Source organism: Flavihumibacter fluminis (assembly GCF_021491375.1).
GTDB lineage: Bacteria > Bacteroidota > Bacteroidia > Chitinophagales > Chitinophagaceae > Flavihumibacter > Flavihumibacter fluminis.
In genome coordinates this window covers 111027-132542 of the sequence record NZ_JAKEVY010000006.1, presented here as the reverse complement: position 1 = coordinate 132542, position 21516 = coordinate 111027, and the positions used below count along the sequence as shown (strand labels likewise).

The window sequence follows — 21516 nt, the reverse complement described above, 5'->3', positions numbered from 1 at the left end:
ATGAAACATATCCTGCTCACTACCTGCTTTTTGGCTCTTTGTTGCTGTATGGTATCAGAAGCCATTGCCCAGCCATTTACATTGGACAAAAAGCTGAAAGTGGTAAAACTCCAGCTCGAAAATCAAAAAGACTGGAAAGGAGCAAAAGGCATTGCAGGCGTGGGGAAACTTTCCCAAAAGGGTGAATTTTTTTATGTGAAAGGAGCTTCCATGTTTCAGCCGATTGATGTTTTCCTGGTGGGACCGGATGGCAAAAATGCCCGTTTAGAAATTGTAAAAAATAACTGGGAAGATATAGAGCTGAAAGGTTCGACAACGGATTCGCCTGATGGTATTGCGAATCTTAAATTAAGATCTTATGGTGATTTTGGTATCCGGGTGTATTCCGATACAGATGAAGGAGATTATCAGTTAGTAGTATATGCCAGTCCGGAAGTAAAAAACAACCTGCCATCTCCTTTTGTAAAGATGGAGGGTAAAAAGGAAAAGCCCAGCTCAAAAAATTCAGCAGCTACCGGTGAAGAAAAACCGAAAACAGAAAATGTGGGTGGGCAAAGCAATAGTATATGGATTGCCGGTGGAATCATTGCGGTATTACTGGTTATAATCCTGGTTTTGCTGAAAAATAAAAAAGGGAAGACCCTCATCCTGCTTGCTCCTATCTCCATTTTATTGCAACCGACTCCTTTGTTCGCACAAAGCTGGCAGATGCAAAAGCACCTCTCGCAGATCAAGGAAATAATGGAGAGCAAGAATGCGGAAAACATTCTGAAAAAACTGAAAGAGCTGAAAGAGCAGGGCGTCTCTATCAAGGAACTTCTGGAAGCGTACACGGGCATCGGGGACTGTATGGATCTTCCTATGCCTCCGGGTATGCCTTCCATTCCCAGCTTTTGTCCGGATGAAGAAGAGGGCGCAGCAAGTACGGTTAGCGATTCACGCGGTGATTGTGCCCGTTGTTTTGTCGAAGCCAGAGGGGAGTTTGAAAAAGTGCGGTATAACTTGGAGCAGCTTCGGGTCATTTACAAATGCACGAAAGATTTTTCAAAAAAGGCCATCGCCTTTGGCGATAACACATCTGGTATACATGCCGTTTCCGGCCTGGCCTGGCAGGCACAGAAAGTGAAGATTGAAGGCAGTGTGAAGGATATGGAAAAAGCCTACGATTTGAAATACACGGAACTTATTGGAAAACTACAGGAAAGTCTGATTGCACTCGCTGTTTGTGAAGAACAATTTGGCACGCCCGACTGGTATGATCGCTATGGTTATATGTTCTATGAATTCGTAAAGGAAAAATATAAACGTAGCGGCGAATAATTAAAAAGAACCTATTTATGAAAAATTCTTTTCTGCTTTTGTTTCTGCTTGTTGCTGTAATGGTACAAGCCCAAAAGAATAAAGACAAAAACAGCTCGATTAAAAAACCTGTTGAAAGAAGAGTGGTAAAAGATATTTCCAAAGGTCCGGCTGATTTTGATCTTGGATTAATGGACAATCTGTCGTTTGACTTTGTTAAGTCCGAATACCGGGAGTTAAAGAAAAAACACCTGGAAGCATTTGGTTCCAATTATGAATCGCAACTGGGTAAAAAAGCCCTGTTTGCGGAAGAATTGAAAGTGCGGGTGGGTGTAGACAACCTGGGTACGGAAACCTGGGCTTTCCGCAATAGCATTATGAATGCATCCATCCTTGAAGGTTTTTTTGATTTTACAAAAAGGACAACTATAAACCGCACAACAATCTGGCATTTTGATACCCGGCTTACTATGGATTATTCACTCGAATCTGGTAAACTGGCAGAGGTGTGGATTCCGATAAAAGGAAAAGAGACGAATAAAGAAGTTTTAGTCCGATATCCCTTACCCATCCCGGGCTTGCGGGGTGTTCAGAAGGTTGCAGCGAAAACCGGTAACAAAGAAATTTTTCTGGTACCGGGTTTATGGTATACCATCCGGCTTGAATTGGTACCGCAAGAGCAGGATAAAAATAATAAGAACAATGCTGTTTACATGAATTTCATAATAGACAAGAGTGGTAGAATTACGGATAGAAAAGGTCCTTTTGTTATACCCGCCAACAAAGCCGGTGCAGGTGTTACTGTCACAACCGGAGACTAAGCAGCTGAAATTTTCTTAATTTGTGGATCGCATATTTTCTATGTTATCCATTTCTTCTATAGCGATTAGAATTGAATCTGCTGTCAGGATACTGCTGGTGCTTATTACCTGTCTTGTGTTTTTCACGCTGGTACAGGATTATCTGTATGCATCATTCAGGGGCGGTGGTTACTACATAGAGGAATCGCTCTTATTCAGTAGTTTTTGGCTGTTTTTTATCCCGCTATGGTGGTTACAGTGGTATTGGCTAAAATATAAAGTGAAGGTATCCGCTCCCAGGATGCTTATCGCCATACTTGTTCCAATATTCATTCATCTCTTACTGTATGCCGGTTTTATATGGTTGTTTTCAGGTTTGTTTTTCAGGCATCATTTTGCAGTAAAGCAAACTTTCTGGTTTGGGTTGACTGAATACTTATATGTGCTGCTGGGATTTTATGTGGCAACGGTACTTTTAAAAGGTTGGTATGTCCAGCGTAAAGCTGTAAACGAGCCAACACAGGTTTCTCCTGTTCAGGAATCCAGCCCACTACGTCAGTTGCTGGTGGCAGATGGTAACCGGAAAGTCGTTGTTACGTTAACGGATTTGATTTACTTGGAAGCCAGAAGTCCCTATGTAATGTTGCACCTTGAGAATAAAAAACTACTGCATCGCGAAACCCTGAAAGGCCTGGAGACACAACTGGATCCGACGGAATTTGTCCGGGTTCACAAATCCTGCATGGTCAATTGCCATAAAATTCAGGCAGTTCGTTCCAGAGGCAACGGTGATTACGATTTGGTGCTGGTTTCCGGGCAGGTCATCCGCCTAAGCAGAAACTATGTTTCAGTATTCAGGCAGGTATTCAGGAAATCAAGCCCTCAGGATACGCATCCTTTCACTCAGGAAAGCTGATTCGATTTGTTCCCAGGCTACCAGTAGCACTAGTTTGCTGAAAAACTCCAGTATGATTTTTTCAGTACCGCTTTCCCAGACCCTGATTTCGTTGGCAATAGTGCTGTTGGGCACCCTTGTTTCATGTAAAGGGCAGCCAGTTTCTTCACAAGTACAGACCATTTCAAAAGGAAAGATCGGGGGTTCCTGCGAAGGCTGCGAACTCATTTTCGTTGGCATGCCTGCTGAGATAAAGGCTGTGGATACCAGTGCCGGATGGTCTGAAAAAGGGCAACGTTTGTTGATTGCTGGCACCATTTATCAGGCCGATGGTGAAACTCCTGCTCAGGGTGTGGTCCTCTATTACTGGCAAACGGACGTCAATGGTTTGTATACTCCCGCTGCCGGACAGGATCAACTCACCCTTCCACATGGTCATATCCGGGGTTGGGTGAAAACAGATGAAAAAGGGCGGTATGAGATCTACACCATCCGGCCTGGTGCTTATCCGCGAGAATCAATGCCTGCTCATGTTCATTTTTTTCTGCTGGAACCGGGGGCGAATGAAGCCTATTACACCGAAGATTTGAATTTTGACGATGACCCCTTGCTGATTACACATTTGAAAAAATACCTGCCTGAAAACCGGGGAGGCTCTGGTATAGCCAGGATCCTGCTTCGGGATGGAATCCAGGTTGCAGAACATGATATTATATTGGGATTAAACATTCCTAATCATCCAAAGGTTGCCCGAACCGGATCGGGTTTGGCTGTTGGTGAAGACCAGCCCTCCTTCATTCCTTATCATGCGTATGGTCCGGATAAGGGAACGAGAACCTGCCCCGTTTGTAAATACGGGCGCTATCACGGACTGCTTTATTTTGTGGGGAATCGACCCGATTGGCCGGCCATCCGATCCTGGCTGACTTATCTTGAAAAAGAATCTGCCATCCGCCAACAAAGGAAAATTTTGCGCTAATCAGCAGTACATTGGATAAAACAAGAGGAAACTATTTTGATCTGCAGGAGTTGCCGCATGAGTGATATCGATATATATTGCCGGGCAATTGTTTTATATGAAATATAACCTTGTTGTCCTTTTTTTAGTACTGGCAAAATCACTTACTGCGCAGGATACAACTTACTATGATATTGAAGGAAAAAAAGTTTCCGGTCCTGATTCGGCGAATTCTTATGCGGTGGTAACATATGCTAAAGACGACTCATCTGCTTCCAGCGTAAAAAGTTTTACTATGCAGCATCGGTTAGAAGCAGAAATTGAGTTTAGTGATTTCAAAAAAAATATTCAGGACGGCTGGTTTAAAAGCTATTGGCCTGATGGAAAATTAAGAAGGAAGGAAAAATATCAACAGGGAGTCTTTCTGGAAGGATTCTGTTATACCGCTACAGGCGCAGATACTAGTTTTTTTCCATATAAAAAAGAACCTGAGTATCCGGGGGGATTGGTAGAATTAAAGGCTTTTTTACAACGGGAGCTGAAGTTTCCGAAACAGGCTATTCGTGAGGGTGTGCAGGGGACTGTTCGGGTTTTATTTAAAGTCAGAAAGGATGGCAGTCTGACTAATATAAGTATTCAAAAATCAATTCATCCTGCATTAGATCAGGAAGCACTTCGTATCGTGCGAAAAATGAAAAACTGGGTACCCGGACTAAGAGAAAATGAACCCTCCGACTTTTGGTATGTATTGCCGGTTGTTTTTAGGTTTGGTTAGTTTCAATTAAAGTAGCTTCTACTGAAAAAGGCTTAATTTGAAGCTGTTTATTTCTCAACCAACAAGAATTGATTGAATATGAAAAGAATCTTCCAGTTTTTTAGCATTGCAGCGGTTTGTATGACAGCCGGTTTAGTGACGACTGCGCAGGATCATGTTACAGTAAAATCAGCAGCGCCCCAGATTGAAGGTCGCTGGGATATGACAGTCATAGAGAACGGTGTACCCAAGCCTTCCTGGCTGGAAATCAACCATTCGGGCCATAAGCGATTGGTTGGTCATTTTGTTGGAATGGGTGGAAGTGCTCGTCCGGTTTCCCAGGTATTCTTTAAAGATGGAAAGCTCAGTTTTAGTTTGCCTCCACAGTGGGAAGCCGAAGACAACGACCAGAAATTTGAAGCAACTCTCCAGGATGGTAAACTTACCGGAACGATGGTGGAAGCCAATGGAAAAGTTTGGCCTTTCACGGCTGTGAAAGCTCCGGCACTACGCCCAACCAAGGCGCCGGTTTGGGGCAAGCCGATTGCATTGTTCAATGGCAAGAACCTGAATGGCTGGAAACCATTGGGAGAAAACAGCCAATGGGTGGTAGAGAATGGAGTTTTGAAGAGCCCCAAGTCCGGTGTTAACCTGGCTTCTGAGCAAAAATTCCGCGATTTTAAACTGCATGTTGAGTTTCGTTGTCCTGCCGGCAGTAACAGTGGTGTATACCTGAGAGGCCGATACGAAGTGCAAATAGAAGACAGCTATGGAAAAGATCCTGCAAAAGATCTGTTAGGTGCTATTTATGGTTTTATCTCTCCTGTAGAAATGGCTGCAAAGAAAGCCGGCGAATGGCAGACCTATGATATCACATTGGTGGGTCGTTATGTGACTGTTTTCCTGAATGGCAAGCAGGTGATTTATTACCAGGAAATCCCGGGTATCACAGGTGGTGCGCTGGATAGCAATGAAGGAGAACCCGGACCGATTTTCTTCCAGGGAGATCATGGTCCGATTGAATTCCGGAATATCACGATTACTCCCGCGCAATAATTGCAGGGGTGCATAACTTATAAGGCAGCCAGGATAGTGAATCCTGTCTGCCTTTTTTAATAGCTCATCTCATCCAATTTTACTTTTCCTTTGAATGTCCAGAAAACAAAGGCAGTATAAGTTGCTACCAGTGGTGTTCCGATCATGGCAATAATCAATAGCGTTTTCATGGTTTTTGCAGAAGAAGCGGCGTTATCAATGGTGATGCTGTTTGCCGGGTTATTGCTTGCATAAAGCAAATAAGGAAATACTTCCACTGCCACAGCGATCAACAGGGAGGCGATGGTTATGGAGGAGAATAAAAAGGCCAGCCGGTAATTTCCTCTTTTTAATTGCCTTGGTATGCTTGCGATTGCAAGGATCATGATTACCGGAAAAATAAAGTATTGCGGGTTGCTGCGGATCTTATCACTCAGATGAGGAATGTATAATAGCGTATATAAGGTGGTTAATGCAAAGGCAACTACAAAAAAGATCGTGAAGTTTTTGGCAAGAACAGTCAGCTTAACATACAGCCGGTTTTCTGTTTTCATCGCGAGGTAAATGGCGCCATGCATCATGAACAAAGCCAGTGTGGTGATTCCAACCAGAATGGAAAAAAGATTGAAGAAAGACAACATCGATCCGGAGAATTCCTTTTCTTCATTAAGTGGAATGCCAAGTGCAACATTTCCCAGCATGAGTCCGAGTGAAAAAGTTACCACTACGCAGGCGAACGTATATACGATATCCCAGGTTAGCCGCCATAGTTTACCAGGTTCCTTACTTCTGAATTCAATTGCTACCGCCCGCCAGATCAAGCCGATTAAAAATACCATTACAGGGAGGTAAAAGGCAGAGAACACAGCTGCATAGGCGATGGGAAATCCCGCAAAAAGGGCGCCACCTGCAATTACCAGCCAAACCTCATTTCCATCCCAGACCGGCCCGATTGCATTCAGTGCGATTCGGCGACTTTCTTCCTTTTTCAGAAAAAGATGCAGCGCGCCAGCTCCCAGATCAAAACCATCCAGAATAGCATATCCGCTAATAACCGCGCCAAAAACAAGAAACCACCAGGTATTGTAGTCGAGTCCTAAAAACATACTTGATAATTTAATTCATGATAGGATTTTCCCGAATACTTTTTGCTTCTATTTCCTTCTCTTCATCAGGCGCAGTCAGTTCAGGGCCGTGTTTGATCTTTTTGTTCAGCAAATACAGGAATAGAACCAGCAGTATAGTATATACGAGTGTAAAAAGAATTAGTGAAACCAATACCTGTTCCGCTTTTACCGCTTTGGATAATGCATCAGAGGTTCGCAGGAGATTGTATACAACCCAGGGTTGACGGCCCATTTCTGCAGCAAACCATCCCGCCTGGTTGGCAATCTGTGGTAAGAGTACAGCCCATACGAAAACTCCCATCAGCCATTTGTTCTCAAATAATTTCCCTCTCCACCAAAGCCAGCTCGAATACAGTGTGAGTGCGATAAGCAGCATGCCAATCGCAACCATGATATGATAAAATTGGAAAACAGCATTCACCTGGATGGGGCGATCTTCAGGCCGGAATGCATTCAGCCCGGTAACAGGCGTTTTGAAATCCTGATGCAGCAGAAAACTGAGTCCGCCTGGTATTTTTATACCTGTGGTGGTTTGCGTTTTATTATTCACCCAGCCGAGCAGGTACATATCCGCCACAGTACTGCTATCATAATGTCCTTCGAGTGCTGCCAGTTTTGCGGGTTGATTTTTTGCTACCCCATCAGCGCTTTTATGCCCGGTAAACAGTTGCGCAAGAGAAAAAATGGTTGCAACCGCCAGTGCGATTTTAAATCCTGGTTTGGCTATTGCGAGGTGTTTCCCTTTCCGTATATAATAAGCATGCACACTTAATACAAGAAAAGCACCTGCAAGAAAAGCACCTATCCATACATGACTCAATCTTTCCATACTGGAAGGATTAAAAACCATTTCCCAGAAATCAGTGATTTCTGCCCGAGCTTGTAGTCCCTCGCCTACAATATGATAACCTGCAGGAGTTTGCTGCCAGCTATTTGCTACCACGATCCAGACAGCACTGAACATGGAACCCAGAAATACCATTATGGTTGAAAAGAAATGAACTTTTGAACTAACGCGGTTCCACCCGAATAAGAGAATGCCGAGAAAACCGCTTTCGAGTGCAAAGGCGAAAATGCCTTCAGCTGCTAATGCACTGCCAAAGATGTCACCAACATATTTGGAGTAAGTTGCCCAGTTGGTTCCGAATTCAAATTCCATAATGATTCCGGTAGCAACCCCAAGACCAAAAGTCAACGCGAAGATCCGGATCCAGAAACGGGTCATGTCTTCGTAAATCTTCAGGCCTGTTTTGAGATACAGGCCTTCCATGATCACCAGGATCAATCCCAGTCCGATGCTTAAGGGTGGATAGATATAATGAAAGGCAATGGTGAAGGCGAACTGAATGCGGGATAGTATTTCAACATCCATAGATAAGAAATTTTAGGATTCAAAAGCAGGTAGTTGTTGAATAGCAGACACAAAGATAGGTAGCCATACCGGGGAGCAATAGGTTTAACCCGAAAATATTTTAAAAAATATCAATGTGACAAATAGCACAATTTATTGTCGCGTTTTTTTGAATACATTAGAGTATGAAAAGATTGCTTACTGTTCTTTTGATAACAATCATTAGTCTCCTCTTCATTATTCGTTTATACAGCAACGTTAGTAACAAGGCATCTTTTAAAACTGGTTCAGATCGAACTGAACAATACCTGCCCTATTTAAAAGGGAAAAGGGTAGGGATTTTGGCCAATCCAACTACCGTTATCGGAAACAAACACCTGGTGGATAGTCTGATGGCACTTGGCGTTCAGGTTGTGAAAGTATTCGGACCGGAGCATGGTTTTAGGGGCAATGCCAGTAACGGAGCAAAAGTTAAAGATGAAGTGGATGCATCAACCGGATTACCGATTATTTCCCTGTATGGTTCAAAACGCAAACCATCTGCTGCAAACCTGGCAGATGTGGACTTGATGATATTTGATATTCAGGATGTCGGTTGTAGGTTCTACACGTATATCAATGTATTGCGCGATGTGATGGAAGCCTGTTCCGAACATAAGAAAGAATTGATGATACTCGACCGTCCGAACCCCAACGGATACCTGGTAGACGGGCCAATTCTGGACATGCGGTTCAAATCGGGAATAGGTCAGTTTCCCATTCCTATTGCACATGGTATGACGATTGCTGAATTTGCGCTGATGATCAATGGTGAAAAATGGCTGCGCGATTTGCCTGCCTGTAAGTTGAAGATCATCAAAATGCAGAACTACCATCACGATATGCCCTATACATTGCCGGTACCGCCCTCTCCCAATCTGAATACACAGCAGAGTGTGGAATTGTATCCTTCCGTCTGTTTGTTTGAAGGAACAATTGTAAGTCAGGGCAGGGGAACGCAAACACCCTTCACCAAACTGGGGGCTCCTGCACTCAAGGGTAGTTATGCTTACCAGTTTACACCGGTAAGTATCCCGGGTATGTCTGAAACACCGCTGCATATGAACCAGGTATGTTACGGACTGGATCTTATGAACTATGATATGTCGTCCCTGAGGAAGGAGCGAAAGCTCAATATTCAATGGATGATGGAAATGTATAAAGCCTATCCCTATAAAGAAAAGTTCTTCGACCGCAGCCAAAGCAATCAAATGGGCGATATCAATAAACTGGCTGGTACAGATCAGTTTCAACAACAGATCCGGGATGGTGTGACGGAACAAGCTATCCGTGCCAGTTGGGAGCCTGGATTGTCGCAATACAAAACAATGCGGAAGAAGTACCTGCTGTATCCTTAGAATTACTTACCACACACGATAAGAAATGAATAAAATTGCTCTGTTAGCGCTATTGTTTTTCCAATTGAAAGCAACAGCACAAAACCAACGACCCAATATTATCCTGTTTTTAATTGATGATATGGGTTGGATGGATACTTCCGTCCCATTCAGTGACAGCTTGCAGCCGTTGAACAAACGATACCATACACCTAATATGGAGCGACTTGCTAGAGAAGGGGTAAAGTTCACGAATGCCTATGCCACACCGGTTTGTACGCCCAGCAGGGCCAGCCTGATGACAGGTATCAATGCTGCACATCATGGTATTACGAACTGGACATCTCCGCTGAGAGACAATCCAACGGATCGGGAAGATGAGGAATTCGATCGTGCCAACTGGAATTATAATGGGTATTCCGGTTTAACAGCAGTACCGCATGCGTTGCAGGCAACCCCGCTGCCAACCCTTTTGAACGATGCCGGTTATTTCACTATTCATGTTGGAAAAGCACATTGGGGTTCAATAGGAACACCTGGTGCCAATCCCTACAATCTTGGCTTTCAGGTAAATATTGCTGGCCATTCTGCCGGGCATCCGCAGAGTTATCAGGGAAAAGATAATTATGGGAATATTCCTGGGAAAGCTTCTGTGCAGGCTGTTCCTGACTTGCAGGAATATCATGGAACGGAAACTTTTCTTACAGAAGCGTTGACACTGGAAGCAATAAAATCACTGAAGGATCCAATTGACAAGAAGCGACCTTTTTTTCTTCATCTGGCACACTATGCGATTCATGATCCTCTTCAACCTGACAAACGGTTTGTGCAAAAATACCTGGATGCGGGCTTGCCTGCCCAGGAAGCCAATTATGCTAGCCTTATTGAAGGCATGGATAAGAGTTTAGGTGACCTGATGAATTTTCTCGAGTCCAATGGTGTTGCAGAAAATACAGTGGTGCTGTTCATGAGTGATAACGGCGGATTAAGCCTGGTTCCTCCGAGGGCAGGGTCTGCCCATATTCATAACCTGCCACTGCGTGCCGGTAAGGGTTCTGTTTATGAAGGAGGAATTCGGGTACCCATGCTCGTGAAATGGCCGGGTAAATCAAAAGCCGGAAGCATCAGCTCACAGCCTGTTATCATAGAAGACTTTTTTCCGAGCATCCTGGAAATAGCAGGTATTAAACAGGCAAAAACGCAGCAGCAGGTGGACGGGAAAAGTTTTGTATCGGCTCTTACCAGTCCAATGGTAAAAAACAATCCGGATCGGCCCCTAATCTGGCATTACCCGAACAAATGGCAAGCTGTTGATGGTCCGGGTATCAACTATTACAGTGCCATGCGAAAAGGAGATTGGAAACTGGTTTATTCCATGCGACAGCAAAAGCTCGAATTATATAATTTAAAAGAAGATCTTGGGGAGCAGCAGGACAGGGCGCTTCAGCATCCGGACAAAGTACAGGAACTCGCTAAAATCCTGAGTGATCAGCTAAGAGCATGGAAGGCGCCAATGCTGAACTACAAGGCTACCGGAGTTCCGGTTCCTTATCCGGATGGAGTAAAGCTGCCTGAAAAACCAAAACCTAACAAAGCACAGCTTGCCTGGCAGGAGGCTGAACTCGGAGTTATTTTTCACTATGATCTTCATGTGTTTGATACCAGCAAATACCGGCAGGCAGAGAATCGAATCCGGCCAGTAGCGAACTACCAGATATTTGCACCTGAGCAATTAAATGTGGAGCAATGGGTGCTATCAGCGAAAGCAGCAGGAGCCCGGTTTGCTCTGATCACCGCAACTCACGAAACAGGTTTTGCACTTTATCCCTCGGATGTAAACCCGTATAATGTAAGACAATTAAAATGGCGGGATGGGAAAGCTGATCTGCTGAGAGATTTTGTTGATGCCTGCCGCAAACAGGGCATTCAGCCAGGTGTATATATCGGAATCCGCTGGAATTCATTTTATGGTGTTCATGATTTTGTGGTGGATGGTGCTCCCGGTTCAGCCATGCAAAAATTTCGTCAGCAGCAGTATAACAAAATGGTAGAGGGTATGGTAACAGAGATCTGTACCCGCTATGGACCTTTATTTGAGATTTGGTTTGATGGTGGCGCCAGCCATCCGGCAAAAGGCGCACCAGATGTATTGCCCATTGTAAAAAAATACCAGCCTGATGCGTTGTTTTATCACAATGATCAGCTGGCAGAAGCCCGTTGGGGAGGATCAGAGTCCGGAACTGTTTTTTACCCATGCTGGTCTACCTTCCCTTATTCACATACCGGTTCAGGAGAATCAGCTATTCCCGGTATTTCTAAAAACGATTATGCATTGTTGAAGGAAGGTGATCCAATAGGAAGATACTGGATGCCCGCCATGGCAGATGCACCGCTTCGTGGATACAATGGAAGACATGAATGGTTCTGGGAACCTGGCGATGAGGCGCATATTTTCCCGGTAGACAAGTTGGTGGATATGTACTATAAATCCGTTGGCCGGAATGCTACATTAATACTCGGCCTTACTCCTGATAACCGGGGACTTATTCCTGATCAGGATGCACAACGATTTAGTGAATTCGGACAAGTCATACAGAAACGTTTTGCAGTACAAAAGGGGGCAGCAAGCGGAGCAGGCAGACAGCTGATCATTAAATTGCCCAAAACAGAACAGATACAGGAGCTGGTGGTACAGGAAAAAATTCAGGAGGGCCAGCGGGTCAGGGCTTTTAAAATAGATGCATTGGTAAAAGGGAAATGGCAGACCCTTGTAAATGGATCTGCCATTGGCCATAAATTTTTGCATCGATTGGATCAGCCTGTTTCCGCCAGCAAAATAAGGTTGCAGATTACAGAAGCAGAGGAGGAACCAATCATTTCAAATTTTGAAGTTTATTAAAACGCCAAATGAATCAGTACCCTCCGTTTTGTGTCATATTAGGATTGGCATCCATTTCGGATTGCGGTATTGGCAGGATTCGTTTATCAAATGGATAAGGAATATTTCTTGCTGCTGCAGGTGCATTGGCACTGCGGGCAATGGGCCGTTTCAATCGGTTCAGATCATGAAAACGCTGACCCTCAAACGCAAGTTCTTTTCTCCTTTCTGTAAGAATGTCTTCCAATAATTGATTACCGGATGAACTGTATCCTGTAAAGGCGGGGTCTCTCCGGGTTGCCACAGCATTCAGGTAGGAAAGGGCCGCGGCATCATCGGTTCCCACAGAAGCTTCAGCAGCCATCAGGTACACATCACTTAGCCTGAGTACCTTGGTGTCGTCCCGGTCCGTAGCAATGTTGACATATTTATTAACGAATATGGATGGCACACCACCCCGAACTCCAGCTTCAAATAATTGCCGGCGAACATCCGTCTCTGAATACAAGGCAAATAATTCAGGAGCACACAGAAAATCACCGTATCCGCTTTGATTGTAAATATTACCCAACGCATCAAAACCCAGATTGGCTACAGCATCAGAGGAAACTTCAAACAGGGTTTCCAGTTTATTGGTAAGTGGTGCCGCATTCCTCCAATAGGCGACATAATTATCAACACCAACCAGTGTAAAACTATTGGAATTGATAACCTCCAGGGCGGCTGCACGTGCAGCGGTTTTATCCCCTTTGCTCAGATGAACTCTCGCTTCCAGTGCTTTGACTGCCAGCTTACTAAATCGGGAAGAATTGAAATAATCACCCAGTAAGCTGTATGCCTGGTTCAGGTCTGCTAAAATTTGCGCATATACTTCTCCAACTGTATTCCGACTTGGTTTCAGCGTTGGATTGAAATTCAGAACTATGGGAACTCCCGGTGCATCTGCAGATTCCGTGTAGGGCTTCGCAAAAAACCGGATCAATTCAAAATAGATAAGCGCCCGGAGTGCATATGCTTCCCCTTTATAGGTTTTAATCGCGGGCGTTTCCTGAATGGAGGAATTGATGATATTGTTGGAGCGTAATATACTAGTATACGCATTTGACCACATCAATAAGGCATTGCCATCCGCAATGGATTGGGCAAATTGATTAAACTGTGTATACCGGTTGGAATTGGAAACGGATTGGTAAGTATTATCTCCCAAAAGGTCACCTAATAATGGAATACTTCTACCATACAGATCAATAGTGCGCAAACCGGAATAATTTCCGCGAACCGCGATCAGGAGATCAGCCTCTGATTGGATGGCGTCCTCTACCGGTAATGCGTTGTATGGTTTTTTTTCCAGGTATTCCTTGCTGCAACTGCTTACGGTTACAGCCAGCAAAAGAGCTACTGCTATCTTAGTTCGTATACGTTTCATGTTTCTTGATTTGTGGATTAAAAGCCCAGGTTAAGTCCGACAGTTATGGTTTTCGGAATAAAAATGTTCAGGTTGGTTTGACTGTTGATACCCTGTTCCGGATCCCAGGGCAGATTTTTATCTCTCACCCAGGTAAAGAGGTTGGTTCCTCTGACATAAAAATTAGCATTGCTAAATCCTAATGGTTTGAGTACCGTACCGGGTACCTGGTAGTTCAGGGTTATATCGCGCAACCGGATATAATCTCCTTTATAGATATAAAGGGTTGAGGCATTTTGAGCAAGCTTGTTGCCATTGTAAATGTATTTGGGAAGAGCTGCGTTATCTCCTGGATTTTTCCAGCGATCCGTGTATTGACGAAGGATTTTATTGAAACCGCCTCCGTTTCCACTACCCATGTAAAAACCCGCCCAGGTGTCCTGCACATAGTTGCCTGCATTGTAATAGAACTGTGCGTCCAGGCTGAAATTTTTAAACCGGAACCGGTTGTTTACCGCTCCAAAATAGCGTGGAGTGGCAGATCCATAAATGACCCGCTGCGCCTGGTTCCAGTTATTGGTTGTCTCTTTTCTGGTGCCATCGGTGTACCAGAGGGGATCTCCTGTTTGTGGATCAACACCAGCCCAAACGCGCAGGTAAAGCGATTGAAAATCATATCCCGGGCGACGCATAAATACACCTGCAAGGATATCCTGATTATTGACTGTTTCCAGAATTTTATTCTGATTGAGTGCATAGTTGATGGAAAGATCCCAATCAAATGACTTGGCTTTAATCAATGTAAGTCCCAGGTTGATTTCAATTCCCTTGTTCTCCATGGATCCAAAATTTCCACGGATAGTGCCAAAACCGGAGGAACGAGATAAGGGCGCATCTAATAGCAGATTGGTTGTTTTCCGATTATAATAATCAGCGTTTAACCGTACCCGGTTGTTGAAAATGGCCAGGTCAATACCCACGTTAAAAGGCTTATTCAGTTCCCAGGTTAAATCCAGGTTTCCAATATTATTGGGAGCACTGCCTGGTTGCTGGTTGTAGTTGAATCCAAATCCATAGGTTGGTTGCCAGTCGTAGTTTCCAATCGAGGCATTTCCATTGGTGCCATAAGAAGCCCGGATTTTCAATTGTTGTATGGCATCAATTTGCTGTATGAATTTCTCCTGGTCCAGGTTCCAGGAAATGCCTGCTGACCAGAAATTACCATAGCGGTTGTTGATGCCAAATCTGCTGGACCCATCCCTGCGAAAAGAACCACTGACTACAAAACGATCCTGAAAATTGATGTTGAGCGAAGACAGGGCAGATGCAAAGGAATAGTCGGATCCCGTTGCAGAAGCTACAATCGGAGTGGCAGCCACTACAGGCAGGGTTAATACCGAGGTAGCCGGAAATCCTTGTGCCTGGATATTGCTCTGAAAAGTTCTTGAATCCTGTGCTTCATAACCTGCCTGTAAATTAAGTTTCAGATCCTTTTCTGGCAGAAGTGCAAGCTGGTAGTCGAGCAGGTTGGTAAAACTGTAGTTGAACAGTCTTGTGTAAAAGGAGAAACCCCGTCCATTTGCAGTTTGTCCATCACCATGAAATGGGTTGTTATAGTTGTTTTCCTCCAGTACATTATAATCCATTCCAAAGCGGGAAGTGAATTTCAGGTTGGGCAGAATTTTGTAATCTGCCTGGAAGGAGCCACGTAAACCCAGTTGTTTCAGATTTCTTTTATCCAGTTTTGAAACTGCAACCGGATTATAAATTACTCCATTGGGAAAATCCGGTGCTCCATAGTTTAGTGATCCGTCCTCTTTATAGGCTTGTTTAGAGGGCAACAGAAAATATGCATTTAATATCGGATTGCCGAATGCGCCTCCCGTGAGAGGTGCTTCCTGGTTTACAAATCCTGCAGTTATCGTACCGGAAAAAGTTAGTTTGTCGGTGGCTTTGTTAACCAGGCTGATTGCTCCATTATACCGCTTGAATCCACTTGCAATGGAAACTCCATCCTGACGGAAATAGCCTCCGGACAAGTTAAAAGTGGTACGATCGTTTCCTCCAGATGCGCTAAGATTCACCTGCTGCTGATTGGCTTTTCTGGTTACTGCATTCAACCAGTCAAAATCGACTCCATTACCAAATCCAAAATTGGCAGTCATTACCTGGTTGACATTCGCAGGTGTAGCAAGATTCGCGTTGATTAATCCTTCCCTTGTTAATTCAAAATATTCCGAAGCATTTAAAGGACGGTACCGGTTGTTGTAGTAAGCGATATCATTCTGTCCGATTTCAGTATCCAGGCGAAATTTTGTTTTTCCTGATTTCCCTTTTTTGGTTGTAATCAGGATCACTCCGTTGGCTGCTCTGGAGCCATATAAGGATGCGGCAGAAGCATCTTTTAAAACAGAGATACTTTCAATATCATTTGGATTCAGCGTGCTTAGCAAATTTGCGGATGTGGTAATGCGGGAAGCATCCCCACTGTTCACCGGAATACCATCTATAACCCAGAGCGGTTCAGAACTGGCGTTGATGGATCCGATTCCTCTCAACCGAATTTGCTGAATGGCTCCGGGGGCACCGGATGCCGCAGCAGACTGGAGTCCGGGTACTGCTCCCTGTAGTGCTTTATCAACGGAAGTAAAAGGACGGTTTTCAATATCTGCAGCTTTTACAGTATTGATAGCTCCGGTCAGTTCCGGTTTCTTAATAGTACCATAGGCAACCACTACTACTTCTGAAAGGTCATCTGTACTGGATTCCAGTTGGATTGAAAGTGGAGTTGTACTGATTCCGATTTCACGGCTTTTAAAATTGACGGAACTAATTACCAGTGTTTTGGCGTTGTTGGGAACCAGCAAACTGAATTTTCCATCAACATCCGTACTGGTGCCCACCCTGGTTCCTTTTACGAGGACATTAGCATTGGCCAGTGGTTCCCCGTTTTTGTTGGTTACTGTGCCGGAGACATTTTTATCCTGGGCCGTGGCCTGCTGAAAAAATGCAAGTAGGCACATGAAAAAAATCATGCATTTACTTCTCATACTGTTAGAATTTGGTTTGTTAAACCAATGAAATTAGCCGGCCACCGAATGGTGTTACATGCGATTCAATGAGCTGGCTGGATTATCTAACAGAAAGCTGGTATCTGTCTATGAAAGGCGTATATCTCTTTTAAATGAAAACGGGATGTAGAAACACCCCGAGTTCGTTACAAATCACATAAATGTAACATGAGAAAATTAGTATGTAGCTTTTTTGCTTTGCGAATCAAATCTACAGTTACAAACAAAAGACCTGTCCGAATTTCAACGAACAGGCCTTTAAATGCTACAGATGGTTTTTGTCGACTGAAATAGCTATTTCAGTATTAATAACTCATCTCCACTATTTCCTTTACCTTATCTAATGTAATAATGCCATTTTCTCCGAGGGCTTTCCAGTTGCGTTTGCTGAATCGGTCCTGGATAATACTGGCTGTTTCCTGGTATTGACCCGTATATTCGGAAAGACGGGTTTTAACCCCCAGCGACTGAAAGAAAGAAACTGTTTTCTCAATGGCTGCAGTTGCTTTTTCATCTACCGTTCCGGTAGTAATGCCCCATACTCTTTCAGCATATTGTGCCAATTTCTGTTTTTTATTGGAGAACATTACACGATACAGGTTAGGGCCTATGATCGCGAGCGTTTGTGCATGGTCGATACCATATAAGGCCGTTAGTTCATGCCCAATCATATGAGTAGCCCAATCGGTAGGAACACCCTGCGCTATCAATCCGTTCAGTGCCATGGTACAGGCCCACATGAAGTTTCCGGCGCTGATTTCATCAGCTGGATTCTCTAAAACTTTCGGACCAATTTCAATCAGCGTGCGGAAAATTCCTTCGGCAAAATTATCCTGGATAGGAGCATCTGAAGGATAGGTCATGTATTGTTCCAATACATGACTATAAGCATCAATTACACCATTGGCAATCTGAATCTTCGGCAAACTTTTTACCACCTGCGGATCCAGTATGGAGAATGCTGGATATACCAGTGGTGATCCGAAAGAAAGCTTTTCACGGGTGGATTCCCTGCTGATCACTGAACTCCCGTTCATTTCTGAACCAGTGGCAGGAAGCGTAAGGATGGTTCCTATAGGAATTGCTTTTTTCTGTTGACCAGCCGTACGGTTGACAAGCATTTCCCAGGGATCAGCACCCTCATAAGGAATGGCGATTGCTATGAATTTCGCGGCATCCAGTACGGATCCTCCTCCAACTGCCAGGATAAAATCAACTTTCTCTGCCCGGCTCAATTCCACCGCCCGCATACATGTTTCATAACGGGGATTGGCTTCAATTCCACTAAATTCAATGACTTTATACTCTTTCAGCTCAGCCATAGCCTGCTCATAGATGCCATTTTTTTTAATACTTCCGCCTCCGTATGCAAATAAAATAGTAGCATTAGCCGGAATATTATCCTTCAATTTTTGAATTTTCCCCTTGCCAAACAGAATCTTAGTGGGGTTGCGATATTCGAAACTATTCATGGTTTTTTTCTTTTAACAAAGATAGTCCCGGCTTGTTTGATGCCCTGTTAATTGTTTGCATCCAGCGCAAATCGCCCGGCCCCGTTAAAAAGAAAAAGTACTGCTCCAAACAGAATGTTAAGAGCGGGAAACAGGTCTGGCAGGGGATCATGATTCGCCAGATGAACACCTGCAGCCACAATAAAATTAAGGACCAGTACAGCTGCGGCCCATCGGGATTTATAGCCGATCAACAGGAAAACAGCTGCAAAAAATTGTCCATAAACTGAAAGGAGCGCACTTATCAGTGGAAATGGAAATCCTTCTGACTGGAGAAAATCCCTGAATTCCAGCATACGATTCCAGCTTAAAATATTATCCAATACTCCATACAGAATCTGGAGGCAGAGGAATACGCGGAACAAAAATATACCCAGGTGCTGTTTGTTAAGAATTGCTTTCATCTTTAAATAAGAATTAATGCAATGAAGCTAGTTGAAAGCGGTGTTTGCCTATTTGCCGTCTGATACAGTTTGAGTATTTTCTGTGGACAAATACGACACGTTAAATCAGTTCATCCAAAATAACTACAAACTTGACTGTCGTTGGTGGGTAGATTCCTGCTGTTCGGCGCTTTATTTTCGGTTTACTTCATTTTTATCGACTTTTGATCCGCATGAAGAAGTTACCTATTCATATTACCTACTGGTTCCTTTACCTTTCTTTAAAAATCCTGATTGAATATTTATGGGTAAAAGCGGTTATTACTACTATTCCAGCCAATGAACTGGCAGGCGGATCTGTTTTGGCAGGTATTCTGTACCTGATTCCAGAGATAGTATTCGCGTATTATTTACTCAATATCGGATTGGATAGAGTCATTAAAAAAGGGCGCGATCGCTTTTTTTATTTTCTTGAGATTGTATTACTGCTTTGCGTTACGATTTATTCCATGCGACTAATTGCTCACGGGTTAGTTGCGCCGTATGCGTATCAAAATCAGCTTCCACTTGCTCCGATTCTTGGATTCCAGCGTGTGTTGCTGTTATTGGTTGATATTATTTTTTCTGCCGGCTTATTGATTGCCATTGAATTTGGAATGAGGCAACTGGAGTATAAAGAAAGGGAGAAAGAGCTGATCCGGGAAAAGATGAACACAGAATTACAGATGCTGAGAAATCAGATCAATCCTCATTTCCTGTTTAATACACTCAATAATATTTATGCCCTTACCCGAAAAAAATCTGATAAGGCCCCCGAAGTGGTTATGAAGTTGTCTGAACTGCTGAGTTTCATGTTGTATAAATCAAGTGTGGATACCATCACCATACAGGAAGAAATCAGGGTATTGGAAGATTATATTGAGTTGGAAAAAATCCGTTATAATGAACGTTTAACGGTCTCCTTCACCAAACAGATTGATGATCCTTCGCAGCGAATCATACCACTTTTATTCCTTCCGCTTGTTGAAAATGCATTCAAGCATGGTGTAAGTGAATCCCGATTCGACTCCTTCGTTCACATAGATTTAAAGTTAAAGGACGGATTTTTGAATTTTAGTATTGAAAATTCAATTGAACAAAAAGGAACTGAAATTCAGTATGGGAATATTGGACTTTATAATACCAGAAGACAGTTGGAACTAACTTATCACGACCATCACCTGCAACAGCAAACTTTGATGGATGCTTTTCGAATTCACCTGGACCTGAACCTACTGAGTTATGGAAAAATATAGCTGTATCATTGTTGAAGATGAACCACTTGCTGCTGAAGTATTAACTGATTATATCAGGCAAACACCATTTCTGGAGCTGAAAGGAATATGTTCAGACGCTATCTATGCATTGGAGTTGTTACAGCGGCAACCGATCGATCTCATTTTTCTTGATATACACTTGCCCAAGCTACGAGGCTATGATTTTATTCGCACCCTTAAAAATCAACCCCAGATTATTATTACTACTGCCTATCGGGAATATGCACTGGAGGGATATGAATTAAATGTTGTTGATTACCTGCTTAAACCCATCAGCTTTAATCGGTTCCTCTCCGCAATTAATAAAGTGAGGAAAAATATAGATCCTGTACTAACACAGCTTGCACGTCAGCCTGTTGGAGAATTGGAAGCTCCTTATATTCTGATTAATGTAAATAAGAAAAGGGTCAAAATTGAACTCAGTGAAATTTTGTACATAGAAAGTAAAAAGGAATATATCTCCATAGTAACCCGGCAACAGGCCTATCTCACGAAATACGCGCTGGGGGATATCGATCAGCAACTTGATAAGGCGCGGTTTCTCAGGATCCATCGTTCCTTTATTGTTGCCAGGGATAAAATCAAGGCATTTAATGCAACTGAAGTGGAAATCAATGGCATTCAACTACCTATTGGCAGAAGTTATAAAGAATTGGTGCTTTCTTTATTAGGTGACCCCTTACTGTAAAAAAGTCCGCCACTTAACAGAGGCGGACTCATATTGGGGAATATTTTCCCTTCTTACATTGCTTTTGTATTGAGATTGGTGTCTGCAATTCCAGTTAGCAACTCATCGCACTTTTTCTCTTCATTCAGAGTTTTAAGTAACTCCTGCAAGGCAGCTTTATGTCCGAGTACTTTCGCAAAAGCTGCCAAGGTTCCATAACTGGCAATTTCATAATGCTCCACTTTCTGGGAAGCTGCAATAATGCCGGCATCCCGCACAGAACCTGCTTCAGTTTCTTCCATGATGGATTTTCCTTCATCCAGTAATCCCTGCATGGCATCACATTTCTTTGCCTGGGCTTTCTTTCCAAGGGCATTGAAACAGGCTTCCAGACGGGTTACATGATTTCGGGTTTGCTCCAGGTGGTTCCCAATTGCTTTTTTCAATTTGGCATCGGAAGCATTTTTCTCCATTTTAGGGAGTGCTTTCACCAGGGCTTTTTCCGCCCAGTACAAGTCCTTTAATCCGTCTTCAAAAAGGGAAGACAGGTCTTTGGCGGCATCTTTTTTAGCGGGTATTTTGGCTGCTTTTTTTGGTGCTGCTTTTTTGTTGGCTGCTTTTTTTGTAGGCATACAAAAAGGTTTATTGGTTAATGGATCTGATTATCTGCCCTTTGATCAAAAAAACTAT

17 protein-coding genes are annotated in these 21516 nt (G+C 43.5%); 10 read left to right on the top strand and 7 right to left on the bottom strand.

What is annotated here, in order from left to right:
* From L0U88_RS19440 to L0U88_RS19415, 6 genes are all read left to right on the top strand, one after another.
* A complete protein-coding gene (locus L0U88_RS19440) occupies positions 1–1320 on the top strand; it encodes a hypothetical protein (protein ID WP_234868327.1) in 1320 nt (439 codons plus the stop codon).
* Between the two features lie 17 nt (positions 1321–1337).
* Entirely contained in the window at positions 1338–2120 is a 783-nt protein-coding gene (locus L0U88_RS19435; protein WP_234868325.1) for a hypothetical protein, read from the top strand.
* A 22-nt stretch (positions 2121–2142) separates the two neighbouring features.
* Positions 2143–3015, top strand: coding sequence for a LytR/AlgR family response regulator transcription factor (locus tag L0U88_RS19430; RefSeq protein ID WP_234868323.1), 873 nt, complete (start codon positions 2143–2145; stop codon positions 3013–3015).
* 52 nt (positions 3016–3067) lie between these two features.
* Positions 3068–3973 (top strand): dioxygenase family protein, encoded by a 906-nt coding sequence (locus L0U88_RS19425; protein ID WP_234868321.1) that lies wholly within the window; start codon positions 3068–3070, stop codon positions 3971–3973.
* 97 nt (positions 3974–4070) lie between these two features.
* Positions 4071–4727 carry an energy transducer TonB gene (locus L0U88_RS19420; protein WP_234868319.1) on the top strand — a complete coding sequence of 219 codons (657 nt, stop codon included), beginning with the start codon at positions 4071–4073 and terminating at the stop codon, positions 4725–4727.
* Positions 4728–4805: 78 nt separating this feature from the next.
* The gene (locus L0U88_RS19415) at positions 4806–5762 is read left to right on the top strand and encodes a 3-keto-disaccharide hydrolase (RefSeq protein ID WP_234868317.1); all 957 of its coding nucleotides are present in this window, start codon (positions 4806–4808) and stop codon (positions 5760–5762) included.
* A 56-nt stretch (positions 5763–5818) separates the two neighbouring features.
* Here the strand turns inward: L0U88_RS19415 and cydB are convergent, their stop codons facing one another.
* Both cydB and L0U88_RS19405 read right to left on the bottom strand, forming a co-directional pair.
* Positions 5819–6847 (bottom strand): cytochrome d ubiquinol oxidase subunit II, encoded by a 1029-nt coding sequence (gene cydB, locus L0U88_RS19410; RefSeq protein WP_234868315.1) that lies wholly within the window; start codon positions 6845–6847, stop codon positions 5819–5821.
* A 10-nt stretch (positions 6848–6857) separates the two neighbouring features.
* Positions 6858–8240: a cytochrome ubiquinol oxidase subunit I gene (locus tag L0U88_RS19405; RefSeq protein WP_234868314.1), complete on the bottom strand. Its 1383-nt coding sequence runs from the start codon at positions 8238–8240 to the stop codon at positions 6858–6860.
* 164 nt (positions 8241–8404) lie between these two features.
* On the opposite strand from L0U88_RS19405, the gene L0U88_RS19400 reads away from it, so the two are divergent.
* Together L0U88_RS19400 and L0U88_RS19395 are read left to right on the top strand one after the other, a co-directional pair.
* Entirely contained in the window at positions 8405–9616 is a 1212-nt protein-coding gene (locus tag L0U88_RS19400) for an exo-beta-N-acetylmuramidase NamZ family protein (RefSeq protein WP_234868312.1), read from the top strand.
* Between the two features lie 25 nt (positions 9617–9641).
* Positions 9642–12494 (top strand): sulfatase-like hydrolase/transferase, encoded by a 2853-nt coding sequence (locus L0U88_RS19395; RefSeq protein ID WP_234868310.1) that lies wholly within the window; start codon positions 9642–9644, stop codon positions 12492–12494.
* Positions 12495–12507: 13 nt separating this feature from the next.
* On the opposite strand, the gene L0U88_RS19390 is transcribed toward L0U88_RS19395, so the two are convergent.
* The 4 genes from L0U88_RS19390 to L0U88_RS19375 form a co-directional block, all read right to left on the bottom strand.
* Entirely contained in the window at positions 12508–13899 is a 1392-nt protein-coding gene (locus L0U88_RS19390) for a RagB/SusD family nutrient uptake outer membrane protein (RefSeq protein ID WP_234868308.1), read from the bottom strand.
* A gap of 17 nt (positions 13900–13916) precedes the next feature.
* Entirely contained in the window at positions 13917–16928 is a 3012-nt protein-coding gene (locus L0U88_RS19385) for a SusC/RagA family TonB-linked outer membrane protein (RefSeq protein WP_234868306.1), read from the bottom strand.
* Positions 16929–17254: 326 nt separating this feature from the next.
* Positions 17255–18421, bottom strand: coding sequence for an iron-containing alcohol dehydrogenase (locus tag L0U88_RS19380; protein WP_234868304.1), 1167 nt, complete (start codon positions 18419–18421; stop codon positions 17255–17257).
* A 47-nt stretch (positions 18422–18468) separates the two neighbouring features.
* Positions 18469–18864, bottom strand: coding sequence for a DoxX family protein (locus L0U88_RS19375; protein WP_234868302.1), 396 nt, complete (start codon positions 18862–18864; stop codon positions 18469–18471).
* A 212-nt stretch (positions 18865–19076) separates the two neighbouring features.
* Between L0U88_RS19375 and L0U88_RS19370 the strand changes: the two genes are divergently transcribed.
* Together L0U88_RS19370 and L0U88_RS19365 are read left to right on the top strand one after the other, a co-directional pair.
* Complete coding sequence (locus L0U88_RS19370) at positions 19077–20138, top strand: sensor histidine kinase (RefSeq protein WP_234868300.1); 1062 nt, start codon at positions 19077–19079, stop codon at positions 20136–20138.
* On the top strand, positions 20125–20847 hold the full coding sequence (locus tag L0U88_RS19365) for a LytR/AlgR family response regulator transcription factor (protein ID WP_234868298.1): 723 nt from the start codon (positions 20125–20127) through the stop codon (positions 20845–20847). The genes L0U88_RS19370 and L0U88_RS19365 overlap by 14 nt, the downstream gene beginning before the upstream one ends.
* Positions 20848–20900: 53 nt before the next feature.
* Here the strand turns inward: L0U88_RS19365 and L0U88_RS19360 are convergent, their stop codons facing one another.
* Complete coding sequence (locus L0U88_RS19360; RefSeq protein ID WP_234868297.1) at positions 20901–21458, bottom strand: YciE/YciF ferroxidase family protein; 558 nt, start codon at positions 21456–21458, stop codon at positions 20901–20903.
* Positions 21459–21516 lie beyond the last annotated feature (58 nt).

Coding starts and splice junctions, on each gene's coding strand:
- L0U88_RS19440 (WP_234868327.1), top strand. CDS start 1: ATGAAACATATCCTGCTCACTACCTGCTTTTTGGCTCTTTGTTGCTGT.
- L0U88_RS19435 (WP_234868325.1), top strand. CDS start 1,338: ATGAAAAATTCTTTTCTGCTTTTGTTTCTGCTTGTTGCTGTAATGGTA.
- L0U88_RS19425 (WP_234868321.1), top strand. CDS start 3,068: ATGATTTTTTCAGTACCGCTTTCCCAGACCCTGATTTCGTTGGCAATA.
- L0U88_RS19420 (WP_234868319.1), top strand. CDS start 4,071: ATGAAATATAACCTTGTTGTCCTTTTTTTAGTACTGGCAAAATCACTT.
- L0U88_RS19415 (WP_234868317.1), top strand. CDS start 4,806: ATGAAAAGAATCTTCCAGTTTTTTAGCATTGCAGCGGTTTGTATGACA.
- cydB (WP_234868315.1), bottom strand. CDS start 6,847: ATGTTTTTAGGACTCGACTACAATACCTGGTGGTTTCTTGTTTTTGGC.
- L0U88_RS19405 (WP_234868314.1), bottom strand. CDS start 8,240: ATGGATGTTGAAATACTATCCCGCATTCAGTTCGCCTTCACCATTGCC.
- L0U88_RS19400 (WP_234868312.1), top strand. CDS start 8,405: ATGAAAAGATTGCTTACTGTTCTTTTGATAACAATCATTAGTCTCCTC.
- L0U88_RS19395 (WP_234868310.1), top strand. CDS start 9,642: ATGAATAAAATTGCTCTGTTAGCGCTATTGTTTTTCCAATTGAAAGCA.
- L0U88_RS19390 (WP_234868308.1), bottom strand. CDS start 13,899: ATGAAACGTATACGAACTAAGATAGCAGTAGCTCTTTTGCTGGCTGTA.
- L0U88_RS19385 (WP_234868306.1), bottom strand. CDS start 16,928: ATGAGAAGTAAATGCATGATTTTTTTCATGTGCCTACTTGCATTTTTT.
- L0U88_RS19380 (WP_234868304.1), bottom strand. CDS start 18,421: ATGAATAGTTTCGAATATCGCAACCCCACTAAGATTCTGTTTGGCAAG.
- L0U88_RS19375 (WP_234868302.1), bottom strand. CDS start 18,864: ATGAAAGCAATTCTTAACAAACAGCACCTGGGTATATTTTTGTTCCGC.
- L0U88_RS19370 (WP_234868300.1), top strand. CDS start 19,077: ATGAAGAAGTTACCTATTCATATTACCTACTGGTTCCTTTACCTTTCT.
- L0U88_RS19365 (WP_234868298.1), top strand. CDS start 20,125: ATGGAAAAATATAGCTGTATCATTGTTGAAGATGAACCACTTGCTGCT.
- L0U88_RS19360 (WP_234868297.1), bottom strand. CDS start 21,458: ATGCCTACAAAAAAAGCAGCCAACAAAAAAGCAGCACCAAAAAAAGCA.